The sequence below is a fragment of the Aquidulcibacter paucihalophilus genome, assembly GCA_030285985.1.
GTDB lineage: Bacteria > Pseudomonadota > Alphaproteobacteria > Caulobacterales > Caulobacteraceae > Brevundimonas.
This window is the reverse complement of the sequence record CP127384.1, coordinates 234,532-259,446: the sequence shown is the minus strand read 5'-3', so window position 1 is coordinate 259,446 and position 24,915 is coordinate 234,532. Positions and strand designations below refer to the sequence as shown.

Annotated in this window: 28 protein-coding genes; 18 read left to right on the top strand and 10 right to left on the bottom strand. The window is 69.5% G+C overall.

Going from position 1 to position 24,915, the window contains the following annotated elements; all coding sequences use genetic code 11:
- Window positions 1–44: 44 nt before the first annotated feature.
- Window positions 45–2,033 (bottom strand): potassium transporter Kup, encoded by a 1,989-nt coding sequence (locus KB221_01400; protein WIY69693.1) that lies wholly within the window; start codon window positions 2,031–2,033, stop codon window positions 45–47.
- A 243-nt stretch (window positions 2,034–2,276) separates the two neighbouring features.
- Between KB221_01400 and KB221_01395 the strand changes: the two genes are divergently transcribed.
- Window positions 2,277–2,747, top strand: a complete 471-nt coding sequence (locus KB221_01395) for an Rrf2 family transcriptional regulator (protein ID WIY69692.1) — start codon at window positions 2,277–2,279, stop codon at window positions 2,745–2,747.
- Between the two features lies 1 nt (window position 2,748).
- Entirely contained in the window at window positions 2,749–3,561 is an 813-nt protein-coding gene (locus KB221_01390; GenBank protein WIY69691.1) for an SDR family oxidoreductase, read from the top strand.
- Here the strand turns inward: KB221_01390 and KB221_01385 are convergent.
- Together KB221_01385 and KB221_01380 are read right to left on the bottom strand one after the other, a co-directional pair.
- Window positions 3,558–3,941 (bottom strand): DUF1801 domain-containing protein, encoded by a 384-nt coding sequence (locus KB221_01385; protein WIY69690.1) that lies wholly within the window; start codon window positions 3,939–3,941, stop codon window positions 3,558–3,560. The two genes, KB221_01390 and KB221_01385, sit on opposite strands and share 4 nt — an antisense overlap.
- Before the next feature lie 2 nt (window positions 3,942–3,943).
- Window positions 3,944–4,642, bottom strand: a complete 699-nt coding sequence (locus KB221_01380; protein WIY69689.1) for a MarC family protein — start codon at window positions 4,640–4,642, stop codon at window positions 3,944–3,946.
- Between the two features lie 94 nt (window positions 4,643–4,736).
- Between KB221_01380 and pyrF the strand changes: the two genes are divergently transcribed.
- Window positions 4,737–5,462 carry an orotidine-5'-phosphate decarboxylase gene (gene pyrF, locus KB221_01375; GenBank protein WIY69688.1) on the top strand — a complete coding sequence of 242 codons (726 nt, stop codon included), beginning with the start codon at window positions 4,737–4,739 and terminating at the stop codon, window positions 5,460–5,462.
- A 5-nt stretch (window positions 5,463–5,467) separates the two neighbouring features.
- Here pyrF and KB221_01370 read toward each other — a convergent pair whose 3' ends face one another.
- Both KB221_01370 and KB221_01365 read right to left on the bottom strand, forming a co-directional pair.
- A complete protein-coding gene (locus KB221_01370; protein WIY69687.1) occupies window positions 5,468–6,370 on the bottom strand; it encodes a hypothetical protein in 903 nt (300 codons plus the stop codon).
- A 265-nt stretch (window positions 6,371–6,635) separates the two neighbouring features.
- On the bottom strand, window positions 6,636–6,872 hold the full coding sequence (locus KB221_01365) for a DUF1674 domain-containing protein (protein ID WIY69686.1): 237 nt from the start codon (window positions 6,870–6,872) through the stop codon (window positions 6,636–6,638).
- Between the two features lie 87 nt (window positions 6,873–6,959).
- Between KB221_01365 and htpX the strand changes: the two genes are divergently transcribed.
- From htpX to KB221_01350, 3 genes are all read left to right on the top strand, one after another.
- A complete protein-coding gene (gene htpX, locus KB221_01360; protein ID WIY69685.1) occupies window positions 6,960–7,913 on the top strand; it encodes a zinc metalloprotease HtpX in 954 nt (317 codons plus the stop codon).
- 63 nt (window positions 7,914–7,976) lie between these two features.
- The gene (locus KB221_01355) at window positions 7,977–8,402 is read left to right on the top strand and encodes a hypothetical protein (protein ID WIY69684.1); all 426 of its coding nucleotides are present in this window, start codon (window positions 7,977–7,979) and stop codon (window positions 8,400–8,402) included.
- Window positions 8,403–8,499: 97 nt separating this feature from the next.
- The gene (locus KB221_01350) at window positions 8,500–9,732 is read left to right on the top strand and encodes an argininosuccinate synthase (GenBank protein WIY69683.1); all 1,233 of its coding nucleotides are present in this window, start codon (window positions 8,500–8,502) and stop codon (window positions 9,730–9,732) included.
- A 13-nt stretch (window positions 9,733–9,745) separates the two neighbouring features.
- Here the strand turns inward: KB221_01350 and KB221_01345 are convergent, their stop codons facing one another.
- The gene (locus KB221_01345; GenBank protein WIY69682.1) at window positions 9,746–11,047 is read right to left on the bottom strand and encodes a PQQ-dependent sugar dehydrogenase; all 1,302 of its coding nucleotides are present in this window, start codon (window positions 11,045–11,047) and stop codon (window positions 9,746–9,748) included.
- Between the two features lie 114 nt (window positions 11,048–11,161).
- Here KB221_01345 and KB221_01340 point away from each other — a divergent pair, with 114 nt between their 5' ends.
- The 4 genes from KB221_01340 (at window position 11,162) to KB221_01325 (ending at window position 13,619) form a co-directional block, all read left to right on the top strand.
- On the top strand, window positions 11,162–11,593 hold the full coding sequence (locus tag KB221_01340) for a hypothetical protein (protein WIY69681.1): 432 nt from the start codon (window positions 11,162–11,164) through the stop codon (window positions 11,591–11,593).
- A 110-nt stretch (window positions 11,594–11,703) separates the two neighbouring features.
- On the top strand, window positions 11,704–12,276 hold the full coding sequence (locus KB221_01335) for a hypothetical protein (protein ID WIY69680.1): 573 nt from the start codon (window positions 11,704–11,706) through the stop codon (window positions 12,274–12,276).
- 79 nt (window positions 12,277–12,355) lie between these two features.
- The gene (locus KB221_01330) at window positions 12,356–12,988 is read left to right on the top strand and encodes a LysE family translocator (protein ID WIY69679.1); all 633 of its coding nucleotides are present in this window, start codon (window positions 12,356–12,358) and stop codon (window positions 12,986–12,988) included.
- Window positions 12,989–13,070: 82 nt separating this feature from the next.
- A complete protein-coding gene (locus KB221_01325) occupies window positions 13,071–13,619 on the top strand; it encodes a hypothetical protein (GenBank protein WIY69678.1) in 549 nt (182 codons plus the stop codon).
- 97 nt (window positions 13,620–13,716) lie between these two features.
- Here KB221_01325 and KB221_01320 read toward each other — a convergent pair whose 3' ends face one another.
- Entirely contained in the window at window positions 13,717–14,457 is a 741-nt protein-coding gene (locus tag KB221_01320; GenBank protein ID WIY69677.1) for a DUF6065 family protein, read from the bottom strand.
- Window positions 14,458–14,512: 55 nt separating this feature from the next.
- On the opposite strand from KB221_01320, the gene KB221_01315 reads away from it, so the two are divergent.
- On the top strand, window positions 14,513–15,040 hold the full coding sequence (locus KB221_01315) for a prolyl-tRNA synthetase associated domain-containing protein (protein WIY69676.1): 528 nt from the start codon (window positions 14,513–14,515) through the stop codon (window positions 15,038–15,040).
- 59 nt (window positions 15,041–15,099) lie between these two features.
- Here the strand turns inward: KB221_01315 and KB221_01310 are convergent, their stop codons facing one another.
- Entirely contained in the window at window positions 15,100–15,948 is an 849-nt protein-coding gene (locus KB221_01310; protein ID WIY69675.1) for a DUF5694 domain-containing protein, read from the bottom strand.
- Between the two features lie 246 nt (window positions 15,949–16,194).
- Here KB221_01310 and purH point away from each other — a divergent pair, with 246 nt between their 5' ends.
- Together purH and KB221_01300 are read left to right on the top strand one after the other, a co-directional pair.
- Window positions 16,195–17,799, top strand: coding sequence for a bifunctional phosphoribosylaminoimidazolecarboxamide formyltransferase/IMP cyclohydrolase (purH, locus tag KB221_01305; GenBank protein WIY69674.1), 1,605 nt, complete (start codon window positions 16,195–16,197; stop codon window positions 17,797–17,799).
- A 171-nt stretch (window positions 17,800–17,970) separates the two neighbouring features.
- Window positions 17,971–18,699: a dienelactone hydrolase gene (locus tag KB221_01300; protein WIY69673.1), complete on the top strand. Its 729-nt coding sequence runs from the start codon at window positions 17,971–17,973 to the stop codon at window positions 18,697–18,699.
- On the opposite strand, the gene KB221_01295 is transcribed toward KB221_01300, so the two are convergent.
- On the bottom strand, window positions 18,696–19,157 hold the full coding sequence (locus KB221_01295) for an OsmC family protein (GenBank protein ID WIY69672.1): 462 nt from the start codon (window positions 19,155–19,157) through the stop codon (window positions 18,696–18,698). The genes KB221_01300 and KB221_01295 overlap by 4 nt on opposite strands.
- 102 nt (window positions 19,158–19,259) lie before the next feature.
- Between KB221_01295 and rpe the strand changes: the two genes are divergently transcribed.
- The 5 genes from rpe to KB221_01270 all read left to right on the top strand — a co-directional run bounded on the left by rpe (window position 19,260) and on the right by KB221_01270 (window position 23,590).
- Window positions 19,260–19,919 carry a ribulose-phosphate 3-epimerase gene (gene rpe / locus KB221_01290; GenBank protein ID WIY69671.1) on the top strand — a complete coding sequence of 220 codons (660 nt, stop codon included), beginning with the start codon at window positions 19,260–19,262 and terminating at the stop codon, window positions 19,917–19,919.
- On the top strand, window positions 19,916–21,727 hold the full coding sequence (locus tag KB221_01285) for a heparinase II/III family protein (protein ID WIY69670.1): 1,812 nt from the start codon (window positions 19,916–19,918) through the stop codon (window positions 21,725–21,727). The genes rpe and KB221_01285 overlap by 4 nt, the downstream gene beginning before the upstream one ends.
- Window positions 21,728–21,821: 94 nt before the next feature.
- Window positions 21,822–22,718: a thioredoxin gene (gene trxA / locus KB221_01280; GenBank protein ID WIY69669.1), complete on the top strand. Its 897-nt coding sequence runs from the start codon at window positions 21,822–21,824 to the stop codon at window positions 22,716–22,718.
- A 9-nt stretch (window positions 22,719–22,727) separates the two neighbouring features.
- Window positions 22,728–23,387, top strand: coding sequence for an LON peptidase substrate-binding domain-containing protein (locus tag KB221_01275; GenBank protein ID WIY69668.1), 660 nt, complete (start codon window positions 22,728–22,730; stop codon window positions 23,385–23,387).
- 8 nt (window positions 23,388–23,395) lie between these two features.
- Complete coding sequence (locus KB221_01270; GenBank protein WIY69667.1) at window positions 23,396–23,590, top strand: Trm112 family protein; 195 nt, start codon at window positions 23,396–23,398, stop codon at window positions 23,588–23,590.
- Here the strand turns inward: KB221_01270 and KB221_01265 are convergent.
- Window positions 23,587–24,840, bottom strand: coding sequence for a UbiH/UbiF/VisC/COQ6 family ubiquinone biosynthesis hydroxylase (locus KB221_01265; GenBank protein ID WIY69666.1), 1,254 nt, complete (start codon window positions 24,838–24,840; stop codon window positions 23,587–23,589). The two genes, KB221_01270 and KB221_01265, sit on opposite strands and share 4 nt — an antisense overlap.
- Window positions 24,841–24,915 lie beyond the last annotated feature (75 nt).

Here is a 24,915-nt window from a genome sequence, read left to right as displayed (position 1 = left end):
ACGGCCGCGGGCGGCGGAGCTGCGCCCCTGGTCAGGTCCCCGGCTCACACCACCACCTGCGTGCCCAGCTCGACCACCCGTCCCGGCGGGATGTGGAAGAAGTCGGTGGGGTTGGCGGCGTTACGGGTCAGGAAGATGAACAGCCGGTCCTGCCACAGCGGCATGCCCTGCGACGCCGATGCGACCACCGAGCGACGGCCGAGGAAGAAGCTGGTCGACATGATGTCGAACTTCAGACCCTGTTTGCGGCACACGCCCAGCGCCTTGGGAATATTGGGCTGCTCCATGAAGCCGTAGGAGATGGTCAGCTTCTTGAAGTCGTCCGAGATCGGCTCGATCGTGACCCGCTGGCTTTCCGGCACGCGCGGGCGGTCGGTGGTGCGGACAGTCAGGATGACGTTCTTCTCGTGCAGTACCTTGTTGTGCTTGAGATTGTGCATCAGGGCGACCGGGGCGACGTCGGGGTCCGAGGTCAGGAAGATGGCCGTGCCGGGCGCGCGGTGCGGCGGACGGGCGCGCAGCATCTCGATCAGATCGGTCAGCGGCAGGCTGTCCTTGCGGGTCTTGTCGGTCAGGATCTGGGTGCCGCGCACCCAGGTCCACATCAGCAGGATCAGGGCCGCGCCGAGCACCAGCGGGAACCAGGCCCCCTGCGGGATTTTGAGCATGTTGGAGGTCAGGAAGACCAGGTCCAGCGCGACCAGCGGACTGATGGCGGCCAGCGACAGGGGAAGGCTCCATTTCCACATATTGCGGACGATGAACCAGGCCAGAAGGCTGTCGACGAACATCGAGCCGGTCACGGCGATGCCGTAGGCCGCGGCCAGATTGGTCGAGGTCTGGAAGGTCACCAGCAGGACCAGCACCCCGACCATCAGCATCATGTTGACCGAGGGCACGAAGATCTGGCCGGCCTGGCTTTCCGAGGTGTTGCGGATGTCGATGCGCGGCAGCAGACCCAGTTGCACGGCCTGCTGGGTCACCGAGAAGGCACCGGTGATCACCGCCTGGGAGGCGATGACGGTGGCGATGGTGGCCATGATCAGGACCGGCCAGTAGGCGACCTCCGGGACCATCATCCAGAACGGATTGGCCGCGGCGGCGGGGTTGTCGAGCACCAGCGCACCCTGGCCGAGATAGTTCAGCGTCAGGCAGGGCAGGACGAACCACAGCCAGCCCATCCGGATCGGCGCCTTTCCGAAATGGCCCATGTCGGCATACAGCGCCTCGGCACCGGTCACGGCGAGGAAGACGCTGCCCAGGATGACAAAGCCGAGGAAGCCGTTGTCGAACAGGAACACCACGCCGTAGTGCGGCGACAGGGCCCGCAGGATCGAGACGTCGTCAAAGATGTGCCAAAGGCCCAGCCCGGCGAGGATCAGAAACCACACCGCGGTCAGAGGGCCGAAATAGCGCGCCACACTGGCCGTGCCGCGTGACTGGATCAGGAACAGGGCGATCAGAATGCCTGCCGCGATCGGCACGACGAAACTGTCCAGCTGGCCCGACAGGCCTGGCGCGTCGCGCAGGCCCTCGACCGCTGAAAGAACCGAAACGGCGGGGGTGATCACCCCGTCGCCGTAGAACAGGGCAGCGCCGCAGACGCCGAGGATGAAGATCAGGCCGGAGCGCCGCCCGATGGCGTGCTGGGCCAGGGCCATCAGCGCCAGGGTGCCGCCTTCGCCCTTGTTGTCGGCCTTCATGAGGAAGACGACGTATTTCAGCGTCACGACGAGCAGCAGGGCCCAGAAGACCAGCGAGACCACGCCGAGGACGGCCAGTTCATCAGCGCCGCCATTGCGGCTGTGATGCAGGGCCTCGCGCATGGCGTAGAGCGGGCTGGTGCCGATGTCGCCGAACACGACGCCGATGGCGCCGATGATCAGGCCCCATTTACCGGCCTTGACGTGACCGCCCTCGCCGGCCGCCGCGGGGTGCGGATGGGCCGGTGCGACCGATTTGTCGGCGGGAGTCTGGGAGTTTGAGGCGGCGGCGCTGGCGCCGTCTTCACCTTGGGGAGAAGCCCCGGCCATGAAGTTCCTCCGGGACCCCGCACACTGCGGTTCCCATCCAAAGAGCGGCGAGCCTTTAAGCCCTTTCCGCGAGCCGTTCAATCGTGCTGCAAGCGCGAAGGTCATTGGCCGCCCCGGGTCCGACCAGGGGTCGGCCCGAGGGCAGGCTTTGGGTCGGGAGATCCCGAAGGATCGACGACCGCGGCCCACCAGAATGACCCGGTTTGTGAAAGCCGTCCCGCGCGCCTATCTTGAGGCCACACCATGTCAGACAGCCAACGCTTTCCCGTCGCCGCCCACGCCCTGGCCTATCTGGCCCACAAGGGCGCGCACTCGCCGGCCCAGGCCGTGCCGAGCGCGATTCTGGCCGCCTCGATCCCGACCAATCCCGTCGTCGTGCGCCGCGTGACCGCCCTGCTGGCCAAGGCCGGGCTGATCGCCACCCGGCCCGGCGCCTCGGGCGGAGCCTGGCTGCTGCATGAACCGCAGGCCATTTCGCTGGAAACCGTGCTGCGCGCCGTCAACGGCTGCGCCCACCTCGGCTCGCCGCCGGCCGGGGCCAAGGGCTGCCCGGTCAGCGAACACATCCCGCGTCAGGTGGCCAAGGCCCTGACCGCCGCCGACCAGGCCGCGGGACAGGCCCTGTCGAAGATCACCATCGCCGACCTGCTGGATCAGGACCCGGCCTCGCTGGCGGCCTTCGCGCCGCATTCGTCCTGCCCGGTTGCCGCCTGAGATGAGCCTGCCGTCGCGGCCGCGTCCCGTGGTGCTGATCACCGGTGCCTCTGCGGGCATCGGCGCCGCGCTCGCCCGCATCTACGCCGCCGAAGGCTGGGACCTGATCCTGACGGCGCGGCGGGAAGCGCCGTTGCAGGCGCTGGCGGACGAACTGGCCGGCAACGGCGCGGCCTCGACCATACTGACCGACGATCTGGCCGATCCCGCCGCCCCGCGCCGGCTGTTCGACGCCATCCGGTCGAAGGGTCTGACCGTCGACGGCCTGATCAACAATGCGGGCTTCAGCCGCACGGCCGGCTTCCTGAACACCGACCCCGCGGCGCACAGGGCGATGATCCAGGTCATGCTGGCCGCCCCGGTCGAACTGGCCCGGCTGTTCGCCCCCGGCATGGTCGAGCGCGGCTATGGCCGTATCCTCAATGTCGCCTCCCTCGCCGGACAGATGCCCGCGACCGGCGGCGACACCCTGTACGGGCCGATCAAGAGCTTCCTCATCAAGGCCTCGCAGGGCCTGCATCTGGAGCTGCGGGGGACCGGCGTCCACGTCACCGCCCTTTGCCCCGGCTACACCCTGACGGAGTTCCACGACGCCAACGGCACCCGCGAGCAGGTGTCCTCAGCCTATCCCGCCTGGATGTGGCAGACCGCCGATCATGTGGCGCGGGTCGGCTATGAGGCCTGCGAGGCCAACCGGCCGAAGGTCACGCCGGGCGTCATGAACAATCTGCTGGCCAGTCTGGCCAAACACCTGCCCGACCAGGTGGCGCTGGGCATGGTCGGCGGGCATGCGAAGCGGCTGAAGCGGATCTAGCGGGTCGCCTCAAGCCAGCGCCGGCAGATGTCCGCGAAAGCGTCAGCCCGGGCGGCGATCGCGGCTTCATCGGCGAAGGTGACCACCCCCCGGTCCGGCGCGGCCCACTGGATCAGGCCGCTGTCGTCTGCAAAGGCGAAGCCCGTCGCGTCCTTCACCTTGACCCCCCGATGCAGAATGGCCCGGACCCCGCCCCTGGGCAAAAGGCCGATGGTGATCCGGTCGTCGCCGTCGATGCAGAAGCTGGGCCCGTTCCACTTGATATGTTCGGTGACACCGTCGCCGGCACCCAGAACGATGGCGCGCAGCCGCTCGACCGCGCCCCGGATATCCGGCGTCCGGGCCGCCAGCCAGGCCCCGACCGTGGGCCCCTTCGCCACGACTAGTGCCCGGCGTCCGGGTACGGCGTCGTCGCGATGCTGCTGAACATGCCGGGGATGGCTTCCGACAGGCCCGCGAGGATGAACTGGATGGCCAGGGCGCACAGGATCAGACCCAGCACCCGCACAATGATGGCCATGCCGATCTCGCCGAGCAGACGGCTGATCGGACCGGTCAGGGTGAAGCAGACGAAGGTGGCGAAGCCCGCCGCGGCGATGGCCACCAGCCCGGCCGCCTGGCCCGCGGGCCCGACCTTCTCGGCCTCGCCAGCCTGGATGATGATGGTCGAGATGGCGCCCGGGCCGATCAGCAGCGGCATGGCGAAGGGCACGACCAGCCGCTGAAAGCGGCGGCGGGCGTAACCCTTGTCATTCGCCGCGTCCTTCACCGCGTCGGGGTCGGCGAACATCTTGAGGAAGTCCTCGCGCGTCATGTCGAGGCCCAGCAGCAGCAGCAGAATGCCGCCGGCGATGCGGAAGGCCGCCAGCGAGATGCCGAAGAACTGCAGCAGCCCCAGACCGGTGAAGAAGAAGAAGCACAGGAAGATGACGATGAAGATGCAGATCAGGGCCGAGACCGAGAGCCGCTGACGCATCGAGGCGCCGGCCGTCGCGGCGGCGAAGATCGGGATATTGCCGATCGGATCGACAAGCGCGAACAGGGCCACGAACAGGTTGACGCCCAGATCGACCGCGTCCATGTGCTGACCTCGCCCTGCAATTCAACCAACCGCGGCCCATAAAGGCTGACGCCCCCGCGCGCGTCCAGCCTAACGGCTCGAACGGAGCGACGCCATGACCCCCGTACTGACCGACCCCCGCCTGATCGTCGGTCTCGACCTGCCGTCGCTGGACGCGGCGCGGGCCATGGTCGACCGCCTCGGCGCGACCATCAGCTTCTACAAGATCGGCCTGACCCTGCTGGCCCGGCCCGGGGGCGTGGCCTTCGCCCATGAGCTGCGGGCCTCGGGCAAGATGGTGTTCCAGGACTGGAAGCTGCACGACATCGGCGCCCAGGTCGAAGGCGCGGCCCGCGCCGTGGCCGAGGGCGGCTGCGACCTGCTGACCGTCCATGCCGAGCCGCAGGTGATGCGCGGCGCGGTCAAGGGCCGCGACGCGGCGGGGACGGGCACGAAACTGCTGGCCGTCACCGTCCTGACCAGCCTGTCGGACGCCGACCTGACCGACATCGGCTACGGCTTTACCGCCCGCGACCTGGTCGAACGGCGGGTGCGGCAGGCGCTCGATTGTGGCGTCGACGGGGTGGTCTCAAGCCCTCTGGAAGCGGCGCGGGTGCGGGAGATCGCCCATGAGGCCGGACGACCGGACTTCCTGATCGTCACCCCGGGCGTCCGGCCCGAAGGCGCGGACAAGGGCGATCAGCAGCGCGTCGCCACCCCGCGCGCAGCGCTGGAGGCGGGCGCGACCCATCTGGTCGTGGCCCGGCCGGTGGTGGGGGCAGAAAACCCCCTGCTGGCGGCCTCGGCCATCGTCGAATCGATCGACGGGGTCGCCCGCTAGAGCCATCAGCCGCGCTCGCCGGGCTCCTGGCTGTAGTGCTGGCGCGGCGGTTGCGCCGGGCGGGGCCGTTCGGGCCGATAGGGACGCGCGGGCGGGGCCGGCGGCTCATAGCGGGGCGGTTCGGGGGTATAGGGCGGCGGATAGGGGGCGGCGTCGTGGCCCCCGCCGTGATCGCAGTCGCAGTCCCGGCCGCCGTAGGACCCCCGGTCGTCCACATAGGTGTAGCCGCCGCCGTACGACGATTCCTCGCGATACTCTTCCCGGCGCTCGTAGGAGCCGTAGCTCTCGTACGACCGTGATTCCTCGTACGAGCCGTAATCTTCACGACGGCCGCCGGCGCAGCTGTGGCGCTCGCTGTGGCCGTAGCGGCCGCCGCGGTCGACATCGACCTCGCAGCCGCCGGTGTTCGCCACACAGGCCGGCGCCCGGCGTCCGTCGCGGCCGAATCCGCTGACGACATAGCCGAACGGCGCGCTGGCGCAGGCCCGGCCCTCATAGACCTCTTCGTTGTAGATGGCGCCGCCGCCGTAGTAGCCGCCGCCGTACCCGCCATAGCCGCCGCCGACATAGACGGCACCGTAACTGCCGCCGCCGCCCCGCATGCCGCCGACGTCATAGGTCCGGGCGTTGAAATAGCCGCCCGCCGCGGCGCCGGCATTGGCGTTCGCACTGGCGTTGGCGTTGACGTTCACGTTGATATTGCCGTTGTAGCCGCCGCCGTGGGGCGGAGGTGGCGTATAGGGGGGCGGCTGATGGCCACCGCCTCCACCACAGCCGCCGCCGCAGCTCGGGCCGCCGCCGGGGTGGCCGCCACCCGGATGACCGCCGCCGCGTCGGTCGCCGGCGAAGGCCGGGCTGGCCGCCAGGATGGCAAGGGCGGCGACGGCCGCAAGGTTAATCATTCGCATGGCGCGGACTCCCATATGGAGCCGTTCTAAGCCTATGGAATACAAAGGGTTCAGATTGCACCGAGCGGGCGAAACCGGGCCCCCGGCTTTCCCCGAACGGCCCTCAAATTAACCTTTCGGGTCGCAAAAGCGCCGGTCAGCGGTCGTAGAGATAGGCGTCCAGACTGCTGCGAAAGCGCCTCATGCCGGCCGCGAGGAAGCGGACCTCGGGCGGGTCTCCGGAACGAAACCGTTCACGCCGTTCGCCCGCCCTTGTTCGACGGGGTCAGAAATCGACCGCCAGACCCTTCTTTTCCCAGTCGCCGTAGCGCGTCGGCTCCGGCCCGCGCGGGCCGCCGTGTTCAACCGGTCGCTCGGCCTCCGCCCCCGCGCCGCGGCGTTCGGCGGCCTCCAGAAGGGCGCGGCGCGCGGCCTCCGGCAGGGGCCGGTCCGGGGTGGCGTTCGGCACATCCGCGTTGAAGGCCGGCGCCGGGGATGGGTCGGGGGTGGGATGATCGGTCACAGCAGCCTCGTCTTGAGCCCGGGCGTTGATCCGCACACATGATGCGTCTGACCTTCCGGCGCCAGCGTCGATTGATTTTTCCGGACCATGAACCACCTCAAGACCTTCACCCTGCTGGCGGCCCTGACCGCCCTGTTCGTCGGCCTCGGCTATCTGATCGGCGGGCCGACCGGCATGCTGATCGCGCTGGTGTTCGCCGGCGGGATGAACCTGTTCAGCTACTGGAACGCCGACAGGATCGTCCTGAAGATGTACCGGGCCCAGCCGGTCGACGAACAGCATCCGAACGCCGTGGTCCGCACCTATGTCGCCGATGTGGTGCAGATGGCCCGCGACGCCGGCCTGCCACGGCCGGTCATCGCCATCATCCCCAACGACCAGCCCAACGCCTTCGCGACAGGCCGGAACCCGGCCAACGCCGCCGTCTGCGCCACCACCGGCCTGCTGGACATGCTGACCCGCGAGGAAATCCGCGGCGTGATGGCGCACGAACTGGCCCATGTGAAGAACCGCGACACCCTGACCATGACGGTGACCGCCACCGTCGCAGGGGCCATCGCTGCCCTGGCCAATTTCGCCCTGTTCTTCGGCGGCGACGACCGGGAGCGGCCCGGCGGCATCATCGGGACGCTGGCCCTGATGATCCTCGCGCCGATGGCGGCCGGCCTGGTGCAGATGGCCATCAGCCGCGGTCGCGAATACGAGGCCGACCGGGTCGGCGCCGAAATCGCCGGCGATGCTCACTCGCTGGCCTCGGCGTTGCAGAAGATCGAGGGCCACGCCCGCCAGATCGTCAATCCCACCGCCGAGCGTAATCCGGCCTCGGGCCAGCTCTTCATCATCAACCCCCTGGCGGGCCGCGGTGCCGACAACCTGTTCTCGACCCATCCGGCGACGGGCAACCGGGTGAAGGCCCTGATGGAGCTGGGGCTGAACATGGGGGTCACGCGGGTCCGTCCGGTCGTTGCGGAGATCGCACGCGGACCGGTTTCGACCAGCGTGCCGTCCACGCCGTCGGCCCCCCGGGGACCGTGGGGCTGATCTCCACCTCCCTGGCGGGGGGTCAGTTGTGAAGACCGGTGGGGCGTTGCACCCTGCCGACCCATGGCCCTTCCATTCCTTCTCCTGCCGCTGATCATCGGCACCCTGGCGGTCGCATCTTTCCGGCGTGATTTGAAGGAGTTGCGGCGCGTCCGCATCGGCGGCGTGGATGAGAACCTGTCCCGCGCCCGCGCGCTCGTGCGCCGATCGTCGCTCGCAGCACTCATCCTGCTCACAACCCTGATCGGTCTTGCCATGGCAGGCGAGCGATGGGCCGCAGAATGGAGACAATCCCTCGTCGCCATCTGGGTGCTGAATGCCCTGATCCTCGTCCTGGCCGCAGGCCTGCTGCGTGGTGGCTGGCGGACGATTCACAATCAGTGGGCCCGAGACGGGACCTATGGAGGCATGTTCATCGGCATGGCCGAGCAGTCGATCTTTCTGATCCTGCTCGTAGCAGCGGTCTATTGGCGCGGGGGTCTCGCCTGACCCTGCCGCATTCCCGCCCTTGCATCGCGGGGCATCTGGTCCTTTAAGCGCGCGCACACGTCCCAAACGCCTCCCCGCGTTCGCCGAAAGACCCGACATGACCCAGTCCGCGCCCAAGAAGGTCGTCCTTGCCTATTCCGGCGGCCTCGACACCTCGATCATCCTGAAATGGCTCCAGACGGAATACGGCGCGGAGGTCGTGACCTTCACCGCCGACCTGGGGCAGGGCGAGGAGCTGGCGCCGGCGCGCGAGAAGGCGCTGAAGCTGGGCATCAAGGAAGAGAACATCTTCATCGACGACCTGCGCGAGGAGTTCGTGCGGGACTACGTCTTCCCGATGTTCCGGGCCAACGCCCTGTACGAGGGCCAGTATCTGCTCGGCACCTCGATCGCGCGGCCGCTGATCGCCAAACGCCAGATCGAGATCGCCCGCATGGTCGGCGCCGACGCCGTCTGTCACGGTGCCACCGGCAAGGGCAACGACCAGGTCCGCTTCGAGCTCGGCTACTACGCGCTGGAGCCCGACATCCGCGTCATCGCGCCCTGGCGTGAATGGGAGTTCAAGAGCCGCGAACACCTGCTGGACTTCGCCGAGAAGCACCAGATCCCGATCGCCAAGGACAAGCGCGGCGAGGCCCCGTTCAGCGTCGACGCCAACCTTCTGCACTCGTCCAGCGAGGGCAAGGTGCTGGAGGACCCGGCGGTCGAGGCCCCCGAATTCGTCCACCAGCGCACCCTGTCGCCGGAAGACGCCCCGGACGTCGCTACGGTCATCACCATCGGCTTCGAGAAGGGCGACGCCGTCTCGATCAATGGTGAAGCCCTGTCGCCGGCCACCCTGCTGACCGCCCTGAACCAGTACGGCCACGACAACGGCATCGGCCGTCTCGATCTGGTCGAGAACCGCTTCGTCGGCATGAAGTCGCGCGGCGTCTATGAGACCCCCGGCGGCACCATCCTGCTGGCCGCCCACCGCGGCATCGAGTCGATCACCCTCGACGGCGGTGCCATGCATCTGAAGGACGAGCTGGCGGTCAAATACGCCCACCTGGTCTACAACGGCTTCTGGTTCTCGCCCGAGCGCGAGATGCTCCAGGCCGCCATCGACCATTCCCAGCTGAAGGTGTCGGGCACGGTCCGGGTCAAGCTGTACAAGGGCAATGCGACCGTCATCGGCCGCGAGAGCGAGAACAGCCTCTACGACCAGGAGCTGGTCACCTTCGAGGACGGCGCCGTCGCCTATGACCAGAAGGACGCCGCCGGCTTCATCAAGCTGAATGCCCTGCGCCTGCGGGTGCTGGGCAAGCGGGATGCGCGCGACAGAAGCTAGACCGAAATCTGAATCAGTCCCGCGCGATCCTGAGGATGGCCGCGGCGCGGTCGTCGGCGATCCAGATCGAACCATCTCGCGCGACCGCCAGGCCCGCGGGCGAGCCCTGCGGGTGGCGGCCGGGCCGCGCACTCCAGCCCGGCGTCAGCACCCGCGCGCGCGGGGCCGGGGCCTCCACCGGATAGGGCATCGAGCCGCGCGGATAGATGGCGTAACGGGCGCGGCGGTCGGTCAGGGGCCCGCCGGCAGCGTCCGTCTCCACCGCCACGACCCGACCGGCGGCGCGGCGATAGCCGTGCCAGCTCATCAGCATCCGGCCGCGCAGTTCCGGCAACATCGCCCCGTCGTAGTAGAGAATCGCCAGCGGCGCGGCATGCGGCGGCAGCAGGGAAACGGGCGCGGCTCGTGCGCCGCAGCGCGCCTGGGCCGCCGTCCAGCCCGGCAGCACCGTCGCCATGTCGGTGCAGTAGGGCCAGCCGTAGTGGGCGCCCGGAGTCAACCGGTTGATTTCGTCGAACGGCCGGTCGGGCGTGGTCAGATCGACCGAGTTTTCGGCCTGGTAGACGGCGCCGGAACTGTGCCGGACCAGGGCGACGGAGTTCCTCAGGCCGGAGGCATGGACCGTCCAGGTCCGGCTCCAGCGGCCACGGCCTTCCGGCGCATAACGGCGCACCATCCCCTGTTCGGCGCTCTCGGCGCACTGTCCGCCCGCGTCCCGCTGCGGCGCGCCGGCCGGCGTCAGGCAGCGGTCCGAGGGGGCACCGACATTGACCAGCAAGGCACCGTCGCCGTCGAAGATGAAACTGGACAACGGGTGGCGGTTTTCGTGCAGGCGGTTGTCGGGCAGGCCGTCGATCACCGTCACCGCCGCCTCGGGCCGCGCCGGATCGAAGGCGAGGATCCGGCTCATCTCGGCCAGGTAGATGCGGCCGTCCGGGCCGCGCGCGAGCGTGTGCGGCATCGACAGGCCGCGCATCAGCCGGGTCCACGACACCGCACCGTTCGCATCCGGCGACATCCGCCAGAGCGCGCCCCGGCCCGCGTCCCATGAGCCGAGGTCGGTGACCAGCCAGTCGCCGTCGGGCAACTCCAGCAGGCCGCGCGGCATGCGCGGGCCCTCGCCGTCGGCGCGCTGCCAGACCCGACCGAGACAGGAACCGGCGACCATCGGAACAAGGGTACGGGGCCGTCCGCCGCAGTCGCCGTCGACGGCGTAGGCCCGGCTCGCGCCCTGGCTGGCAGCCGGGCCGGCGAGCCCGATCAGGAACAGGGCGGCGAGCGCGAGGCGGGCCCGGATCATCGGCGTCTTCAGCATCCGGCTACGCTAACCCGGACCGGCGGCGGCACAAACGGCCTCGCGCTTTCGCCGGATCGGCGCCACCCTGTGGACAGGAGCATGGGCTCCACCGACCTCTTTCAGGACCCCGACATGTCTCTTCGTACCGCCCTCGCCGCCGCCGCCTTCCTGGCGCTCGCGACCCCCGCCTTTGCCCAGGACGCGCCGCCCGCCGATCCTGCCGCCGCCGCAGCGGCGCAGGCGCAGGCCGCCTTCGAGGCCAAGGGTCAGGCCTTCCAGCAGGCCATGACGGCCATGCAGGGGGAGATGCAGGCCGCCCTCACCGCCGCCGGCGCGGACCGGGCCAGGGCCAATGCCGACATGGACGCCATCGCCGCCCGCTATCAGCCGCAGGCCGACGCCTTCGCCAATGAACTGGACGCCTTCATCACCTCCCAGCTGCCCGTCATGCCGGCGGCGGAGCAGGCCCAGATGGCGCAGATGGGTCCGATGGTGCGCGCCCAGATCATGGGTGCCCCGGCGACAATCAAGGCCGGACTGCTCCAGCAGGCCGCCGCCCAGTAAGCCATTGATCCGGAAGGGCGGCGGGCCAGCCCCGCCGCCTTACCGCGATTTCACTTGAGGCCGGACGGTGTTCGGCGGACGTTTGTGGCGACCTCATACGGAGCGCCGCCATGATCAAGGCCCTGTCACTCGCCGCCGCCCTCGCCCTGCTGCCGATGTCGGCCGCCGTCGCGGAAGACGCGCGCGGACCGTCGGAAGACGCCATCGAAGCCGCCGCCGCCGCCTTCGAGGCCCGGATGGAAGCCTTCGGCACACGCGCCGAGGCCATTTCCGAAGACGCCAGCCTGACCGAGGCCCAGCGCGAAACGCGGATTGCCGCCCTCTGGGCCGAATACCAGCCTGACCTCAACGCCTTCACCGCCGTGGTGGCCGAACACGCCTCGACCATCGCCGCCGAGGCCCTCGCCGGCATCGATGTCGAGGCGCTTGTCGCCGAAGCCCTGTCGGCCGTCGAGGAGTCCGGTGCCCTCGCCAGCGCACAGGGCATGGTCGCCAACGGGGCCTGGGCGTCGAACGACCCCGAGCACATGGCCACCTACGGCCTGATGGCCGATTACGCGCTCGGCACGGCCATGGACTCGATCGAAGAGGCCCAGGGCGAGGTCGAGGCCGCCGTCGAGGAAGCCAATGAAGCGGCCGCCGAAGCCGCCAAGGCGGGCCCCGACCAAGACCGGGACGACTGAGGCCCGCCCAACCCGCCCCTCCGCGGCCTGAACGCCTTGCAGGCTTGACCCGCGCCGTCGCCGGCCCGACAGGACGGCCATGGCCAGCCTGCCCGTCGATCCACACCTGTATCTGACCTTTCTCGGCGTCATGATGGTCATGGCCGTCACGCCGGGGCCGGCCAATCTGTTTTCGGTCGCCAATGGCGTGCAGCGCGGCAAGGCCGCCGCCATGGCCGGGGTGGTCGGGATGAATGCCGCGACCCTGGTCTGGTTCGGGGCCGCGGCCCTGGGGCTCGGCGCGCTGGTCGTCGCCTTTCCGCAGGTCTTCCGCCTGATCTCGATCGGCGGCGCCCTCTATGTCGCCTGGCTGGGGATCAGCGCCCTGCGCGGGGCCTTCCGCGACGCCGCGGATCCGGACGCGCCGATTATCCGGATGGGCCGGAGCGCCCTGGTGGACGGCTTCATGGTGCAGATCGCCAACCCCAAGGCGATCCTGTTCTTCACCGCCGTCCTGCCGCCCTTCATGGATGTGACCCGCCCCGCGGCCCCGCAGCTGGCCCTGTTCGCCCTGGCCACCATCGGCATGGACGTCCTGACCATGTCCGCCTACGGTCTGGGCGGCGCAGCCTTGGCCCGGCGCATGAGCGAGCCGCGTTTCCGCAAGGGTTTCGCCCTCCTGACCGGCATCCTTCTGCTGGCCGCCGCCGTACTTATTGTGTCGCGTTTATAGGGACTTGCCGGCAACAGGAACCACGCCGATCATGTCCCGTTCAGCCGACAGGGTGCGCCCTGTCGCGCCAAGGAGAGTTTCCATGAGACTTCGTTTCCTCAAGCCCGTTCTGCTGGCGACGGCGGCAGCCCTGGCCCTGTCCGCCTGCGCCACGGCCACGCCCTATGGTCCGGCAGGCGTCGACAGCCGCTACGGCTATTCCGACCAGCGCGTGGACGCCGACCGCTATCGGGTCAGCTTCGCCGGCAACTCCGTCACCTCGCGCGAACAGGTCGAAATGGCCCTGCTGCTGCGCGCCGCCGAGGTCACGGCCGAGAGCGGCTATGACTGGTTCTCCACCGTCAACCGCGCCACCGACCGCGACGTCCGCCTGCAGGGCATCCCCGACCCCTTCTACCGCGACCGCTACAGCCCGTTCTGGGGTCCGTCATGGCGTTACTACCGTGGCGGTTCCTGGAGCCTGTGGGGCGATCCCTTCGGCCGCGATTTCGACGTGCGCGAGATCGACCGGTTCGAGGCCTCGGCCGAGATCATCATGGGCCGCGGCGCCAAGCCGGCCGGCGACGCCAATGCCTTCGACGCCCGCGAAGTGATCCAGAACCTCGGGCCGCGGGTGACGCGGGCGATGTGAGAAGCGGTGGTTGGTGATTGGTGATTGGTGGCTGGCGAGTGATCGATGGCGACTCAAACCCTGATCACCAACCACCAATCACCAACCACCCAAAAACCTAGCCGATCCTCGGCGACTTCAGCCGCCGCTTGTTGACATGCGTCTCCGGCGCGACGCCGAGGTCCTCGGGCACCTCGCCCTTGAAGTAATAGCGCTGCCACGCCTCCTTGGCCGCGTCGGGGTCGCCCGAGGCGAGGCGCTTGTTGAAGTCGGTGCGGGCGCGGTTCCAGGCCTCGAACTGGCCGTGCATGACCGGATTGGACTCCAGCGAACGGATCACCGGCTGGAATTGTTCAGCCTTGCGGTGCTCGATCGGGGTGATGAAGCAGAAGGGCTCGCCCTTCTCGAACTTGACCCGGCCGGGGCGGGTGAAAAGCCAGTTCATGGTGAAGGGGAAGGGCAGCCAGTCGGTCTCGATCAGCCCGACCAGCGGCTGGATGCCGTCCTTCATGTGATTGGGCGAACCGCCGGCCAGCAGGCCCCAGCCGGGCGGCGTCCGGAACAGATACTGCGGATGCATGGTCAGGACCCCGCGCGAGAAATGCGAGGTCACCACATGGGTCAGATTTGCGTTCGGCCGCTCGGGCGTGATGACGATGTCGGCCTGGCTGGGCCCGCCGTTCCATTCGGCGGTGAAGGTCAGCGGGCACAGGATCTCCCAGCCCGTGGTGTTGGCCATGTTCAGCGGCAGGCAGCGATAGGGGTGGCGGCTGGCGAAGGCGTCCATCCAGTTGCGCGACTGCCGCCCCGGCACGAGGTCGGGCGGGGTCGCCGTCATCGGATAGCATTCCAGTTCCACGGCGGGCCTCCGGGCGGTATCGAGGGACGTCTCCATTCCCTCCTAGCGGCGCCGCATGACCGAAGACAAGCCGACCGAACCCGCGTTTGATCGCGACCGCCTGCTGGACTGGATGGCGGCCAACGATGTGGCCGGGACGACGCACGACCACCCCGCCGTCTTCCGCGTCGAGGAAGGGCTGGAGCTCAAGGCCGCCATGCCCGGCGCCCACACCAAGAACCTGTTCCTCAAGGACAAGAAGGGCCGGCTGTGGCTGATCTCGGCGCGGCAGGACACGGTGGTGGACCTGAAGCGGGCCGACAAATGGATCGGCTCGGCGCGGCTGTCCTTCGGCAATGAGACCCTGCTGTACGAAACCCTCGGCGTCCGCCCCGGCTCGGTCACGGCCCTGGGCCTGATCAACGACCCCGAACACCGCGTCACCTTCGTCATCGACAAGGCGCTGTGGGACGCGGCCATCGTCAATTTCCATCCGCTGACCAATACGGCGACGACAGCGCTGGCGCAGGCGGACTTCCGGCGATTCCTCGCGCTCATCGGGCGCGAGGCGATGGTGGTGGACTTCGGTCAACCAACGGCCTGACCAAAGGGTGGCGGGGTGGCTCCCTGCGCGCCGGAACCACCCACACCCATCACGGCAAGCTAGTCCGCGGACAACCAGGCCGTCGGTTCAACCAACTCGAATCCCGGGGTCGTCTCGACAAAGTGACGCAGCCAGTAGGCGTGGCCGCTGCCGTAAACGACCACGATACGATCGCCGGGTCGGGCGACCTGGACCAGTCGGGCGAAAATCTGTGCGTTTCGGGCATACCAGCGCGCGTTCAGTTCAGCTCCCGCCTGGTTGTCGCCGGAGCCGAAGCCGATCATGGCGTAATAAATGGCTTCTTGCCCGGCGGGCCCGACCATCGGGTGGTCGGGCGCGTTGATCTCGGCCAGCAGCTGACCGATCGTGCGCTCCCGTTGGCGGACCTCCAGTTCGGCGATCGAGGACTGGATGGTCGCGCTCACCGCCTGGAATTCCGGCATCCGGCCGTTCGCCTGGACCCAGGCCATGACCGGGCCCATCGGAAAATAGGTCGGCTGCCCCTCGCGGTCCTTCTCGTCGATCCCGTATACGCGGTCGATTCCTGCGCGGGCGGCGAGGCGGTAGCCGATCTGAACCCGCTCGTCCGCGTTTGTCAGCAGTTGCTCGGGCCGGAACGCGGGCCAGTTGGCGTCCAGCATGGTGGTCTGGTCCGGGGCGACCCGTTCGATCGCCACAGCGGTTGGCCGAAAGGCTGCCAGGGCCTCGGCCACGGCCGCCAGTTCTGCCTGCTTCTGCGGCGTGGTCACGGGATCGATCTGCATATTATGCATGTCCCGACCCGGATTATTCATGTGAAAGGACCCCACCACCATCACCTGGACCGGCGCGGGCGCGGGTGTCTGCGCCCACGCCGTCTGGGGCAGACACAGGACCGCCAGGGCGGCCAACAGTTTCAACTTCAGCATCGTCACCTCCCGACTTGTTCGATTTTCATATCATAATGCAACAAGTGGCAGGGCGATGCCCCGGAAGAGCGGCCGAACATTAAATCTTGGAGAGATCGGCCGGGCGGTCCGGCGCGGACCGATTGCGATCTCCGCCCTCCATGCGTCGGTTCGTTGTATTGATCGACCGCGACGGTTCTATCCCGCCTCGTGGAATGCTAGAGGGCGCGCGTCTCCCCCGACCCCACGCCAGATACGGACGCCGCCATGCCCGCCGCTCCCGACTTTCCCCCCGCGCCCGACCGCGTGGCGCCGAAGCGCGCCCTGATCTCGCTGAGCGACAAGACCGGGCTGGAGGACGCCGCCCGGACCCTGCACGGGCTCGGCGTCGAACTGGTCTCGACCGGGGGCACCCGCGCCGCCATCGCCGGTTTCGGCCTGCCGGTGAAGGACGTGACCGACCTGACCGGCTTCCCCGAGATGATGGACGGCCGGGTCAAGACCCTGCACCCCGTGGTGCACGGCGGCCTGCTGGGCGTGCGCGACGCGGCCGACCACGCCGAGGCCATGGCGACGCACAACATCGGCCCGATCGATATCGTCTGGGTCGACCTCTATCCGTTTGAATCCACCGTCGCCTCGGGCGCCGGTTTCGACGCCGTGGTCGAGAACATCGACATCGGCGGCCCGGCCATGATCCGCTCGGGCTCCAAGAATCACGGCTATGTCGCCGTCTGCGTCGATCCGGCCTCGGTCGCCGAATTGCTGGAAGGGCTGAAGGCCGACGGGACGACCGATCTGGCCCTGCGCAAGCGGCTCGCCGCCCGCGCCTTCGCCCGCACCGCCGCCTATGACGCCGCCGTCTCGGGCTGGTTCGCCGGCCAGGTCGGGGACGCCGCCCCGGCGCGCAAATCCATCGCCGGTTCGCTGGCCCAGACCCTGCGCTACGGCGAGAACCCGCACCAGACGGGCGCCTTCTACCGCACCGGGGATGCCCGCCCCGGCGTCGCCCACGCCCGCCAGCTGCAGGGCAAGGAGCTGGGCTACAACAACATTGCCGACGCCGACGCCGCCTATGAGCTGGTCGCGGAGTTCGAGGCCCCCGCCTGCGTCATCGTCAAACACGCTAACCCCTGCGGCGTCGCCGTCGGAACCGATCTGGCGACCGCCTATGCCCGGGCCCTGGAATGCGACGCCGTCTCGGCCTTCGGCGGCGTCATCGCCGTCAACCGGACCCTGACCGGCGCCGACGCCCGGCTGATCACCGACATCTTCACCGAGGTCGTCATCGCCCCCGGCGCCGACGAGGAGGCCCAGGCCATCTTCGCCGCCAAGAAGAACCTGCGCCTGCTGCTGACCGACGGCCTGCCTGACCCGCTGGCGGCCGGCGAGGTGTTCCGCTCGGTGGCCGGCGGTTTCCTGGTCCAGTCGCGCGACCGCAGCCGCATCGCCCCCGCGGACCTGAAGATCGTGACCCGCCGCCAGCCGACGCCGCAGGAGATCGAGGACATGCTGTTCGCCTTCACCGTGGCCAAGCACGTGAAGTCCAACGCCATCGTCTATGCCAAGGACGGCCAGACCGCCGGCATCGGCGCCGGCCAGATGAATCGCCGCGACTCGGCCCGCATCGCCGCCATCCGCGCCCGCGAAGCCGGCGAGGCCAAGGGTCTGGCCCATTCGCTGGCGCAAGGGTCCGCCTGCGCCTCCGAAGCCTTCTTCCCCTTCGCCGACGGCCTGCTGGAAGCGGTCGCGGCGGGCGCCACGGCGGTGATCCAGCCCGGCGGCTCGATCCGCGACGATGAGGTCATTGCGGCCGCGGACGAGGCGGGCGTGGCGATGGCGTTCACGGGCGTGCGGGTGTTCCGGCACTGAGGTGTGATTGGTGATTGGTGATTGGTGGTTGCGGGATCGGGCTCCACGCCCTGCTCGCGAACACCGGCGCTTGCAGCTGCGAACCACCAATCACCAACCACTAATCACCTCGACGCACCGGCGGCTCCGGCTATGGTCACACTCATGCAAACCCTCTCCCAACGCTGGTCGATGCTTGAACCGGCCGTCACGGTCGTCGGCCCGGACGATGACCGCCCCCGCCCGGCGGTCATCCTGTTCCACGGCTGCGGCGGCCTGCGCGGCCATCTGCCCAAATATGCCGCGGCGGCCAGGGCGGCCGGCTGGCGCGCCTTCATCGTCGATTCCTACGGGCCCCGCGGCTGGAGCCGCGGGTTCGCCATGGCCACGGTCTGCACCGGTATCCTGCTGCACGGTTCGCAGCGGGCGGGCGACATTCTGGCCACCCTGCTCGGCGTGTCGCAGCGAGCCGATGTGGATGCGTCGAAAATCGTTCTGGCCGGCTGGAGCCACGGCGGCTGGGGCATCATGGAGGCAATGAGCTCCGACCGGGCACCGGGTCAGCTGGGCGTCACGGACCCCGGCGCGGTCTCGCTGGACGGGGTGATCGGGACCTGGCTGGCCTATCCCTATGTCGGCATCGGCGCCTTCAACCGGATGCGGCCCTGGCGGCACTGCCCGAAGACCGTCGCGGTGATCTCGCGCACCGACCACCTGACCACCGTCCGCAATGCCCAGCAGGTGCACGACATGGTCCGCAACTGCGGGGCTGATGTGGAGACCTGGATTGCCGACGGCACCCACAGTTTCGACGAGCCGATGACCGCCCCGCCGATGCGTTACCACCCCGAACTGGCGGCCGAGGCCGAGCGGCGGTTCGTGGCCCTGCTGAATGATGTCGCGGTGGCCCCGGCGGTCTAGCGCGCCTCGATCGTCACATCCGCCCGGATCGAATTGGCGATGTAGCAGGCCTCATGCGCCCGGTGATGCAGGGCGTCGATCGCGGCGGCGTCCGGACGGGTCTCGCCCGAGAAAACCACGGCCGGCCGCAGGGCGACGGTGGTGATCGAGGTTTTTCCCCGTTCGTCCCGGCCCAACATCCCGACCGCCTCGTCGCGGTAGGAGTCGACCGTGAACCCGCCCTTGGCCGCAAAGGCGAGGAAAAACAGCATGTGGCAACTGCTCAGGGCCGCCACCAGCGCCTCTTCGGGATCCACCGCGGCGGGATCGGACAGGGGTTCCGGCACACTGGTCGGCGCCGAGGACCCGCGCACCACCGCCCCGCCATCGAACCGCCAGTCGTGGGCGCGGGAATAGCGATTGCCGGTGAAATCCTGATCGCCGCGGCTCCATTCCACGGTGGCCAGATGTTCGCTCATGACGGTTCTCCAGTGGGCAATGACCGAAGCGTGTAGCACGTCGCGGCGGCGAAACCCCGCGCACGCCTTGCTCCCGCCCGCGACCCGCCTTATCCCCGGTCCATGGCCGCCCCCCTCATCTGTCCGTCCATCCTCGCCAGTGACTTCGCGAAGCTGGGCGAAGAAATTCGCGCGCTGGACGCCGCCGGCGCGGACTGGATCCACGTCGACGTCATGGACGGCCATTTCGTGCCGAACATCACCATCGGCCCCGATGTGGTGAAGGCCCTGCGGCCCCACACCGCCCTGCCCTTCGACGTCCATCTGATGGTCGCCCCGGTCGATCCCTGGCTGGAGGCCTATCGCGAGGCGGGCGCCGACATCCTGACCGTCCACCCCGAGAGCGGGCCGCACCTGCACCGGACGCTGGGCCGCATCCGCCAACTGGGGGCGAAGGCCGGGGTGGTGCTGAACCCGGGGACCCCGCTGACCGTGCTCGAGGAGGTCATCGATCTGGTCGATCTGGTGCTGCTGATGTCGGTCAATCCGGGCTTCGGCGGCCAGTCCTTCATCGGGACCACGCTGCGCAAGATCGAACGGACCCGCGCCCTGCTCGACGCCGCGGGATCGAAAGCCCATCTGCAGGTGGACGGCGGGGTCACCGCCGTCAACGCCGGGGCCTGTGTGGCCGCGGGCGCGGACGCCCTTGTGGCGGGCACTGCCGTGTTCCGGGGCGGGCCTTCGGCCTATGCCGCCAATATCCAGGCGCTGAAAACCGCGTGAATCCGCTCGCCGCCTTCTCCCGCACCGAGGCCGACGCCCCGCCACCGGGTGAAATCCCGGGCCTGCGCGGTGCGCCGATGCGCACGCCGGTCCGCAGCGCCGGTGCCGCGACAGGGCCCGGCCTGTGGCCGACGGTGATCAGCCGGATGCTGGTCCGCCAGCTCTGGATCGAGCTCTACGGCCTTCCCGGCTACAGTCTGACGCTGAAGGGGCCGCCCGTGCAGGCCTTCGCGGCGACGCCCCGTGACTTCCGGCCGGTTGATCCGGCCCCGGGCAAGGCCGCCGTGGATGGCCGTTTCATCCTCGCCGGATCCAGTCTCGAGGCCGCGGCGCCCGAGGACCCCTGGAACCGCCCCAGCCCGAACCGCGCCTTCGCCACCGAACTCCATGCCTTCGCCTGGCTGCCGTCCATGATGTTGCAGGGCGAGCGCGGGGCCCGGGAAGCCGTGCGCCTGACCCTTGCCTGGGGCTCCGCCTTCGCGCGCTGGTCACCGTTCGCCTGGGGTCCCGAGGTGCTGGCGCGGCGGACCCTCAATCTCGCCTGCGCCGCCCGGCGCATGGGGCAGGTCGCGACCGAGGCCGAACGGCTGCGGCTGGCGGACATCCTCGGCCGTCAGGGACGGCAACTGCTGCGTCCGCCCGGCGGCCTGGCCGGAAGCGCCGAACGGCTGACCGCCGCGGCCGTGGCCGGCTGTGTCCTCGCCGGCCCGCCCGGCGTCTCGCTGCGCCGTGCCGCCCTGCGCCGCCTGCCCGGCGCGCTGGACCGCACCGTCGATGCCGACGGCGGTCACGCCTCGCGCAGCCCCGAGGCCGGGCTGGAACTGCTGCTCGACCTGCTGACCCTCGACGACGCCCTCTCGCAACTGTCGGAAGCCGGCCCGGACGCGGTCCGCGCGGCCATCCAGCGGCTGACCGTGGCCCTGCGCCTGCTGACCCTGCCCGATGGGCGGCTGGTGACCATGCAGGGCGGCGGGCCGTCGACCCAGGCCCGGATCGCCGCTGCCCGCGCCCATGACGAGACGCCCGCCGCCGATCTGCAAAGCCGGATCGTGGCCGGCATTGCCCGCATCCGCAGCCCGCTGCTGACCATAGCGGCGGATGTTGCGGGACCGGCACGCGGGGTCTGGTCCCTCGCCGCCTGCGCCCAGCCGATGGCGCTGGAGATCGTTTGCGGCAAGGACCGGCTGGTCACGGGCTGTGGCTGGACGCCCCGCGCGGGCGAGCGTCAGGGCCTGCGCCTGCCGCCCGGCCACTCGACCCTCACGCTCGGCGAAGGCTCGACCGGCGAACCCCTGGGGGGCTGGAAGGCCGAGCTGATGGGCCACCGCCTGATGGGCCGGCCGCTGCACCTCGAGGTGCAGCAGCGCGACGGCGAGGGCGCGGTGTGGCTGGAAGTCGAGCACGACGGCTGGGTTCACGACTACGGCCTGCTGCACCAGCGCCGGCTCTATCTCGACCAGCGTCTGGACGAACTTCGCGCCGAGGAGCGGCTGCACCCCGCACCGGGCCAGAAGGACGTCGTCCGCGCCATTGCGGCGCCCTATGCCGTGCGCTTCCAGCTGGAACCCGGCGTGCAGGCCTCGCTGGCGCGCGATCGTCGCTCGATCCTGCTGCGCGGCCATTCGGGCCGGGGCTGGTGGTTCCGCACCGACGGCCCCGACGTCGCCATAGAACCCTCGGTCCATATCGATGAGGGCCTGACCCGGCGGTCGCTGCAGATCGTGGTGCGCGGCTCGGCCCGGACCGACTCCGAGACCAAGATCCGCTGGAAGCTGAGCCCGGCAGGCGCGGGAACCGACCCCACCTAGGGGCGCTGCCGCGCTTCGCGCTACTTGAGACGGGGCTTGCCCGCGACCATCTGGAGCCTGCCGCGTTCCGCCTTTTCCGATACAGGATCGATTGATGAGCTTCGCCGACCCGACCGCCCTGCCCGAAGACCTGATCAAGGACGGCTCCGACGCCGGCTTCATGACCGATGTCATCGAGGCCTCGAAGTCGCAGCCGGTGCTGGTCGATTTCTGGGCGACCTGGTGCGGGCCGTGCCGGACCCTGACGCCGGCGATCGAAAAGGCCGTCCGCGCCGCCGGCGGGGCGGTGAAACTGGTCAAGATCGATGTCGACAAGAACCCCGCCTATGCGGGCCAGCTTCGGGTGCAGTCGATCCCGACCGTCTATGCCTTCGTCAACGGCCAGCCGGTCGACGGCTTCCAGGGCGCGGTGCCGGACAGCCAGCTCAAGGCCTTCATCGACAAGCTCACGGGCGGCACGAGCGCCAACGCCGATATCGAACAGCTGATGTCGCTGGGCGAGGAGTCCCTGACGCTCCACGATCTCGGCGGCGCGGCCCAGGCCTTCGCCCAGGTGCTGACGCTGGAGCCGGCGCATGAGCGGGCCATCGCCGGCATGGCGCGGGTCTATCTGGCCGACGGCGACGTCGACCAGGCGCGTCAGACCATCGCCATGGCCGCACCGGACTCGAAGGACGCCACGGTCCAGTCCGTCCGGGCGCAGTTGTCGCTGCTGTCCGCCGCCCCGACGGGCGCGGACGACGACCTGAAGGCGAAGGTCGCGGCCAACCCGGCCGACCGCCAGGCCCGCTTCGACCTGTCGCTGGCCCAGGCCGCGTCGGGCGATTTGAAAGGGGCGGTCGACAGCCTTCTGACCATCGTCGCCGCCGACCGCGAATGGAACGAGCAGGCCGCGCGCAAACAGTTGCTGGTCGTGTTCGAGGCGGCCGGCGCGGCGTCGGACGTGGCGCGGGACGGGCGTCGACGCCTGTCCTCCATCCTGTTCGCATAGGAGACGGGCGTGGCGCAGGGATATGTGAAGGCCGCCGACCTGCCGCAGGTGATCCCTGTCTTTCCCCTGCCCGGCGCGATCCTGCTGCCGCGCGGCCAGCTGCCGCTGAACATTTTCGAGCCGCGCTATCTGAACATGATCGACGACGCCATGGCCGGGGACCGGATCATCGGCATGCTCCAGCCCCAGGGCGGGCCGCAGCGTCTGCCGGGCCTGTCGCCGATCGGCTGCGCGGGACGGATCACCAGTTTCGCCGAAACGTCAGACGGCCGCTATCTGATCACCCTGACCGGCTGCGCCCGATTCCGGCTGGGCAGCGAGATCCCGACCCAGACGCCCTATCGCCAGATCCGTGCCGATTTCACGTCGTTCGAGGCGGATCTGAGCCCGCCGGCCGTCGATGACGTCGGCCTCGACCGCGATGGTCTGCTGGACGCCCTGCGCGCCTATCTGGAAGCGCGCAGCCTCGACATCGACTGGGACACGGCCGAGAGCGCCCCGCCCGAGGCGCTGATCAACAGCCTGTCCATGGCCCTGCCCTTCGACCCGCCCGAGAAACAGGCCCTGCTGGAAGCCGTCAGCCTGACCGACCGCTCGGGCGTCCTGACCGCCCTGCTGACCATCGACGCGGCAGTGGACGGAGACGGCGACGCGCCGTCCATGCAATAGGTGTGATCATGAGCGACGCCTTCCACACCCCGCCGTCCGTTGATCCCCGCCTGCTTGAGGTGCTGGTCTGCCCCGTCACGCGCGGCAAGCTGACCTATGACCGCGAGCGGCAGGAGCTGGTGTCAAAGGGCGCGAAACTGGCCTTCCCGATCCGCGAGGGCGTGCCGATCATGCTGCCGGAAGAGGCGCGGGCGCTGGACTAGACCGCCTCACCCCTCAACAGCCGCGGCAGATCCCCCGTCGCACCGCCCGCCTCGTGCATGAAGGCGCGGCGCAGGGGGGCGATACGGTTGACGGCGGCGATACCGAGGGTCCTCGCCAGTCGAACCGGCGCGATGTCGTTGGAGAACAGCCGCACGAAGCCGTCAAAGCCCGCGGCCAGGGCGGCGTTGTCGAACCGCCGCCAGCGGGCGTAGCGGTCCAGCACGATCTCCGAGCCGATGTCCTCGCCCAGCCGCAGGGCCTCGACCAGCACCTCGGCAAGGGCGGCGGCGTCCTTGAGACCCATGTTCAGGCCCTGGCCGGCGACCGGATGGACCGCATGGGCCGCGTCGCCGATCAGGGCGGTGCGCGGGGCGGTCAGCTGTTGGGCCAGTTGCAGCGACAGGGGATAGACGAAGCGCGGTCCCACCACTGTGACGTCCTCGAGGAAGTCACCGAAGCGTCGCATCAGATGAGACTGGAAGGCTTCATCGGACGCGGCCCGCAGCGCCTCGCCGCGCCGGGTCGATTCCGTCCACACCAGGCTGGCCCGGCGTTCGGTCAGCGGCAGGATGGCGAAGGGGCCCGAGGGCAGGAAATATTCATGGGCGACATTGCCGTGGTCCCGGCCGAGGGACACGGTGGCGACGACCCCGCTCTGTTCATAGCTCCAGCCGACGGTCTCGATTCCGGCGGCCGTGCGGACCGTCGACCCCCGGCCCTCGGCGCCGACCGTCAGCGGGGCTTCGATCACCGAGCCGTCAACGAGGGTGACCCGCGACATTCCCGGGCCGGCCTCGACCCTGGCGACCGCCGCCGGTGCCCGCACCTCGATGCCCGCCGCCGTCACCGCTTCGGAGAGGGCGACGCGGATGCGCCGGTTCTCGACCATATAGCCCAGCGGCTCGCCGTCGGTCCGGTCGCCGATCTCGTCGGCATCGAAGCGCAGGAAGGCAGAGGACTGCGGCCGCGACGCCGCGCCCGGACACCGGCCGTCGGTGACCAGAATCCGGTCCATCCGACAGGCATGGGGCCGGAGGGCCGCGCCGACGCCCAGGGCGTCCAGCATGCGGAAGGTTGAAAAGGCGATGGCGGTCGAACGCCCGTCGAAGCTCGGTGCCAGCTGGACGTCAAACGGCTGGGGATCGACCAGAACCACCTTCAGCCCGCCCTGCGCCGCCGCCAGCGCAAACGTGGCCCCGGCGAGGCCGGCGCCGGCGATGATGACGTCATAACGGTCGGTCTGGCTCATGGAGGGGTTGTCGCGCCGCAAGGGCGGAACGTCCAGTGCGGCAAATGAGGTCGGTCGTCGGCTGGTAAACAGCCC

Coding starts and splice junctions, on each gene's coding strand:
- KB221_01400 (WIY69693.1), bottom strand. CDS start 2,033: ATGGCCGGGGCTTCTCCCCAAGGTGAAGACGGCGCCAGCGCCGCCGCC.
- KB221_01395 (WIY69692.1), top strand. CDS start 2,277: ATGTCAGACAGCCAACGCTTTCCCGTCGCCGCCCACGCCCTGGCCTAT.
- KB221_01390 (WIY69691.1), top strand. CDS start 2,749: ATGAGCCTGCCGTCGCGGCCGCGTCCCGTGGTGCTGATCACCGGTGCC.
- KB221_01380 (WIY69689.1), bottom strand. CDS start 4,642: ATGGACGCGGTCGATCTGGGCGTCAACCTGTTCGTGGCCCTGTTCGCG.
- pyrF (WIY69688.1), top strand. CDS start 4,737: ATGACCCCCGTACTGACCGACCCCCGCCTGATCGTCGGTCTCGACCTG.
- KB221_01370 (WIY69687.1), bottom strand. CDS start 6,370: ATGCGAATGATTAACCTTGCGGCCGTCGCCGCCCTTGCCATCCTGGCG.
- htpX (WIY69685.1), top strand. CDS start 6,960: ATGAACCACCTCAAGACCTTCACCCTGCTGGCGGCCCTGACCGCCCTG.
- KB221_01355 (WIY69684.1), top strand. CDS start 7,977: ATGGCCCTTCCATTCCTTCTCCTGCCGCTGATCATCGGCACCCTGGCG.
- KB221_01350 (WIY69683.1), top strand. CDS start 8,500: ATGACCCAGTCCGCGCCCAAGAAGGTCGTCCTTGCCTATTCCGGCGGC.
- KB221_01345 (WIY69682.1), bottom strand. CDS start 11,047: ATGCTGAAGACGCCGATGATCCGGGCCCGCCTCGCGCTCGCCGCCCTG.
- KB221_01340 (WIY69681.1), top strand. CDS start 11,162: ATGTCTCTTCGTACCGCCCTCGCCGCCGCCGCCTTCCTGGCGCTCGCG.
- KB221_01335 (WIY69680.1), top strand. CDS start 11,704: ATGATCAAGGCCCTGTCACTCGCCGCCGCCCTCGCCCTGCTGCCGATG.
- KB221_01330 (WIY69679.1), top strand. CDS start 12,356: ATGGCCAGCCTGCCCGTCGATCCACACCTGTATCTGACCTTTCTCGGC.
- KB221_01325 (WIY69678.1), top strand. CDS start 13,071: ATGAGACTTCGTTTCCTCAAGCCCGTTCTGCTGGCGACGGCGGCAGCC.
- KB221_01315 (WIY69676.1), top strand. CDS start 14,513: ATGACCGAAGACAAGCCGACCGAACCCGCGTTTGATCGCGACCGCCTG.
- KB221_01310 (WIY69675.1), bottom strand. CDS start 15,948: ATGCTGAAGTTGAAACTGTTGGCCGCCCTGGCGGTCCTGTGTCTGCCC.
- purH (WIY69674.1), top strand. CDS start 16,195: ATGCCCGCCGCTCCCGACTTTCCCCCCGCGCCCGACCGCGTGGCGCCG.
- KB221_01300 (WIY69673.1), top strand. CDS start 17,971: ATGCTTGAACCGGCCGTCACGGTCGTCGGCCCGGACGATGACCGCCCC.
- KB221_01295 (WIY69672.1), bottom strand. CDS start 19,157: ATGAGCGAACATCTGGCCACCGTGGAATGGAGCCGCGGCGATCAGGAT.
- rpe (WIY69671.1), top strand. CDS start 19,260: ATGGCCGCCCCCCTCATCTGTCCGTCCATCCTCGCCAGTGACTTCGCG.
- trxA (WIY69669.1), top strand. CDS start 21,822: ATGAGCTTCGCCGACCCGACCGCCCTGCCCGAAGACCTGATCAAGGAC.
- KB221_01270 (WIY69667.1), top strand. CDS start 23,396: ATGAGCGACGCCTTCCACACCCCGCCGTCCGTTGATCCCCGCCTGCTT.
- KB221_01265 (WIY69666.1), bottom strand. CDS start 24,840: ATGAGCCAGACCGACCGTTATGACGTCATCATCGCCGGCGCCGGCCTC.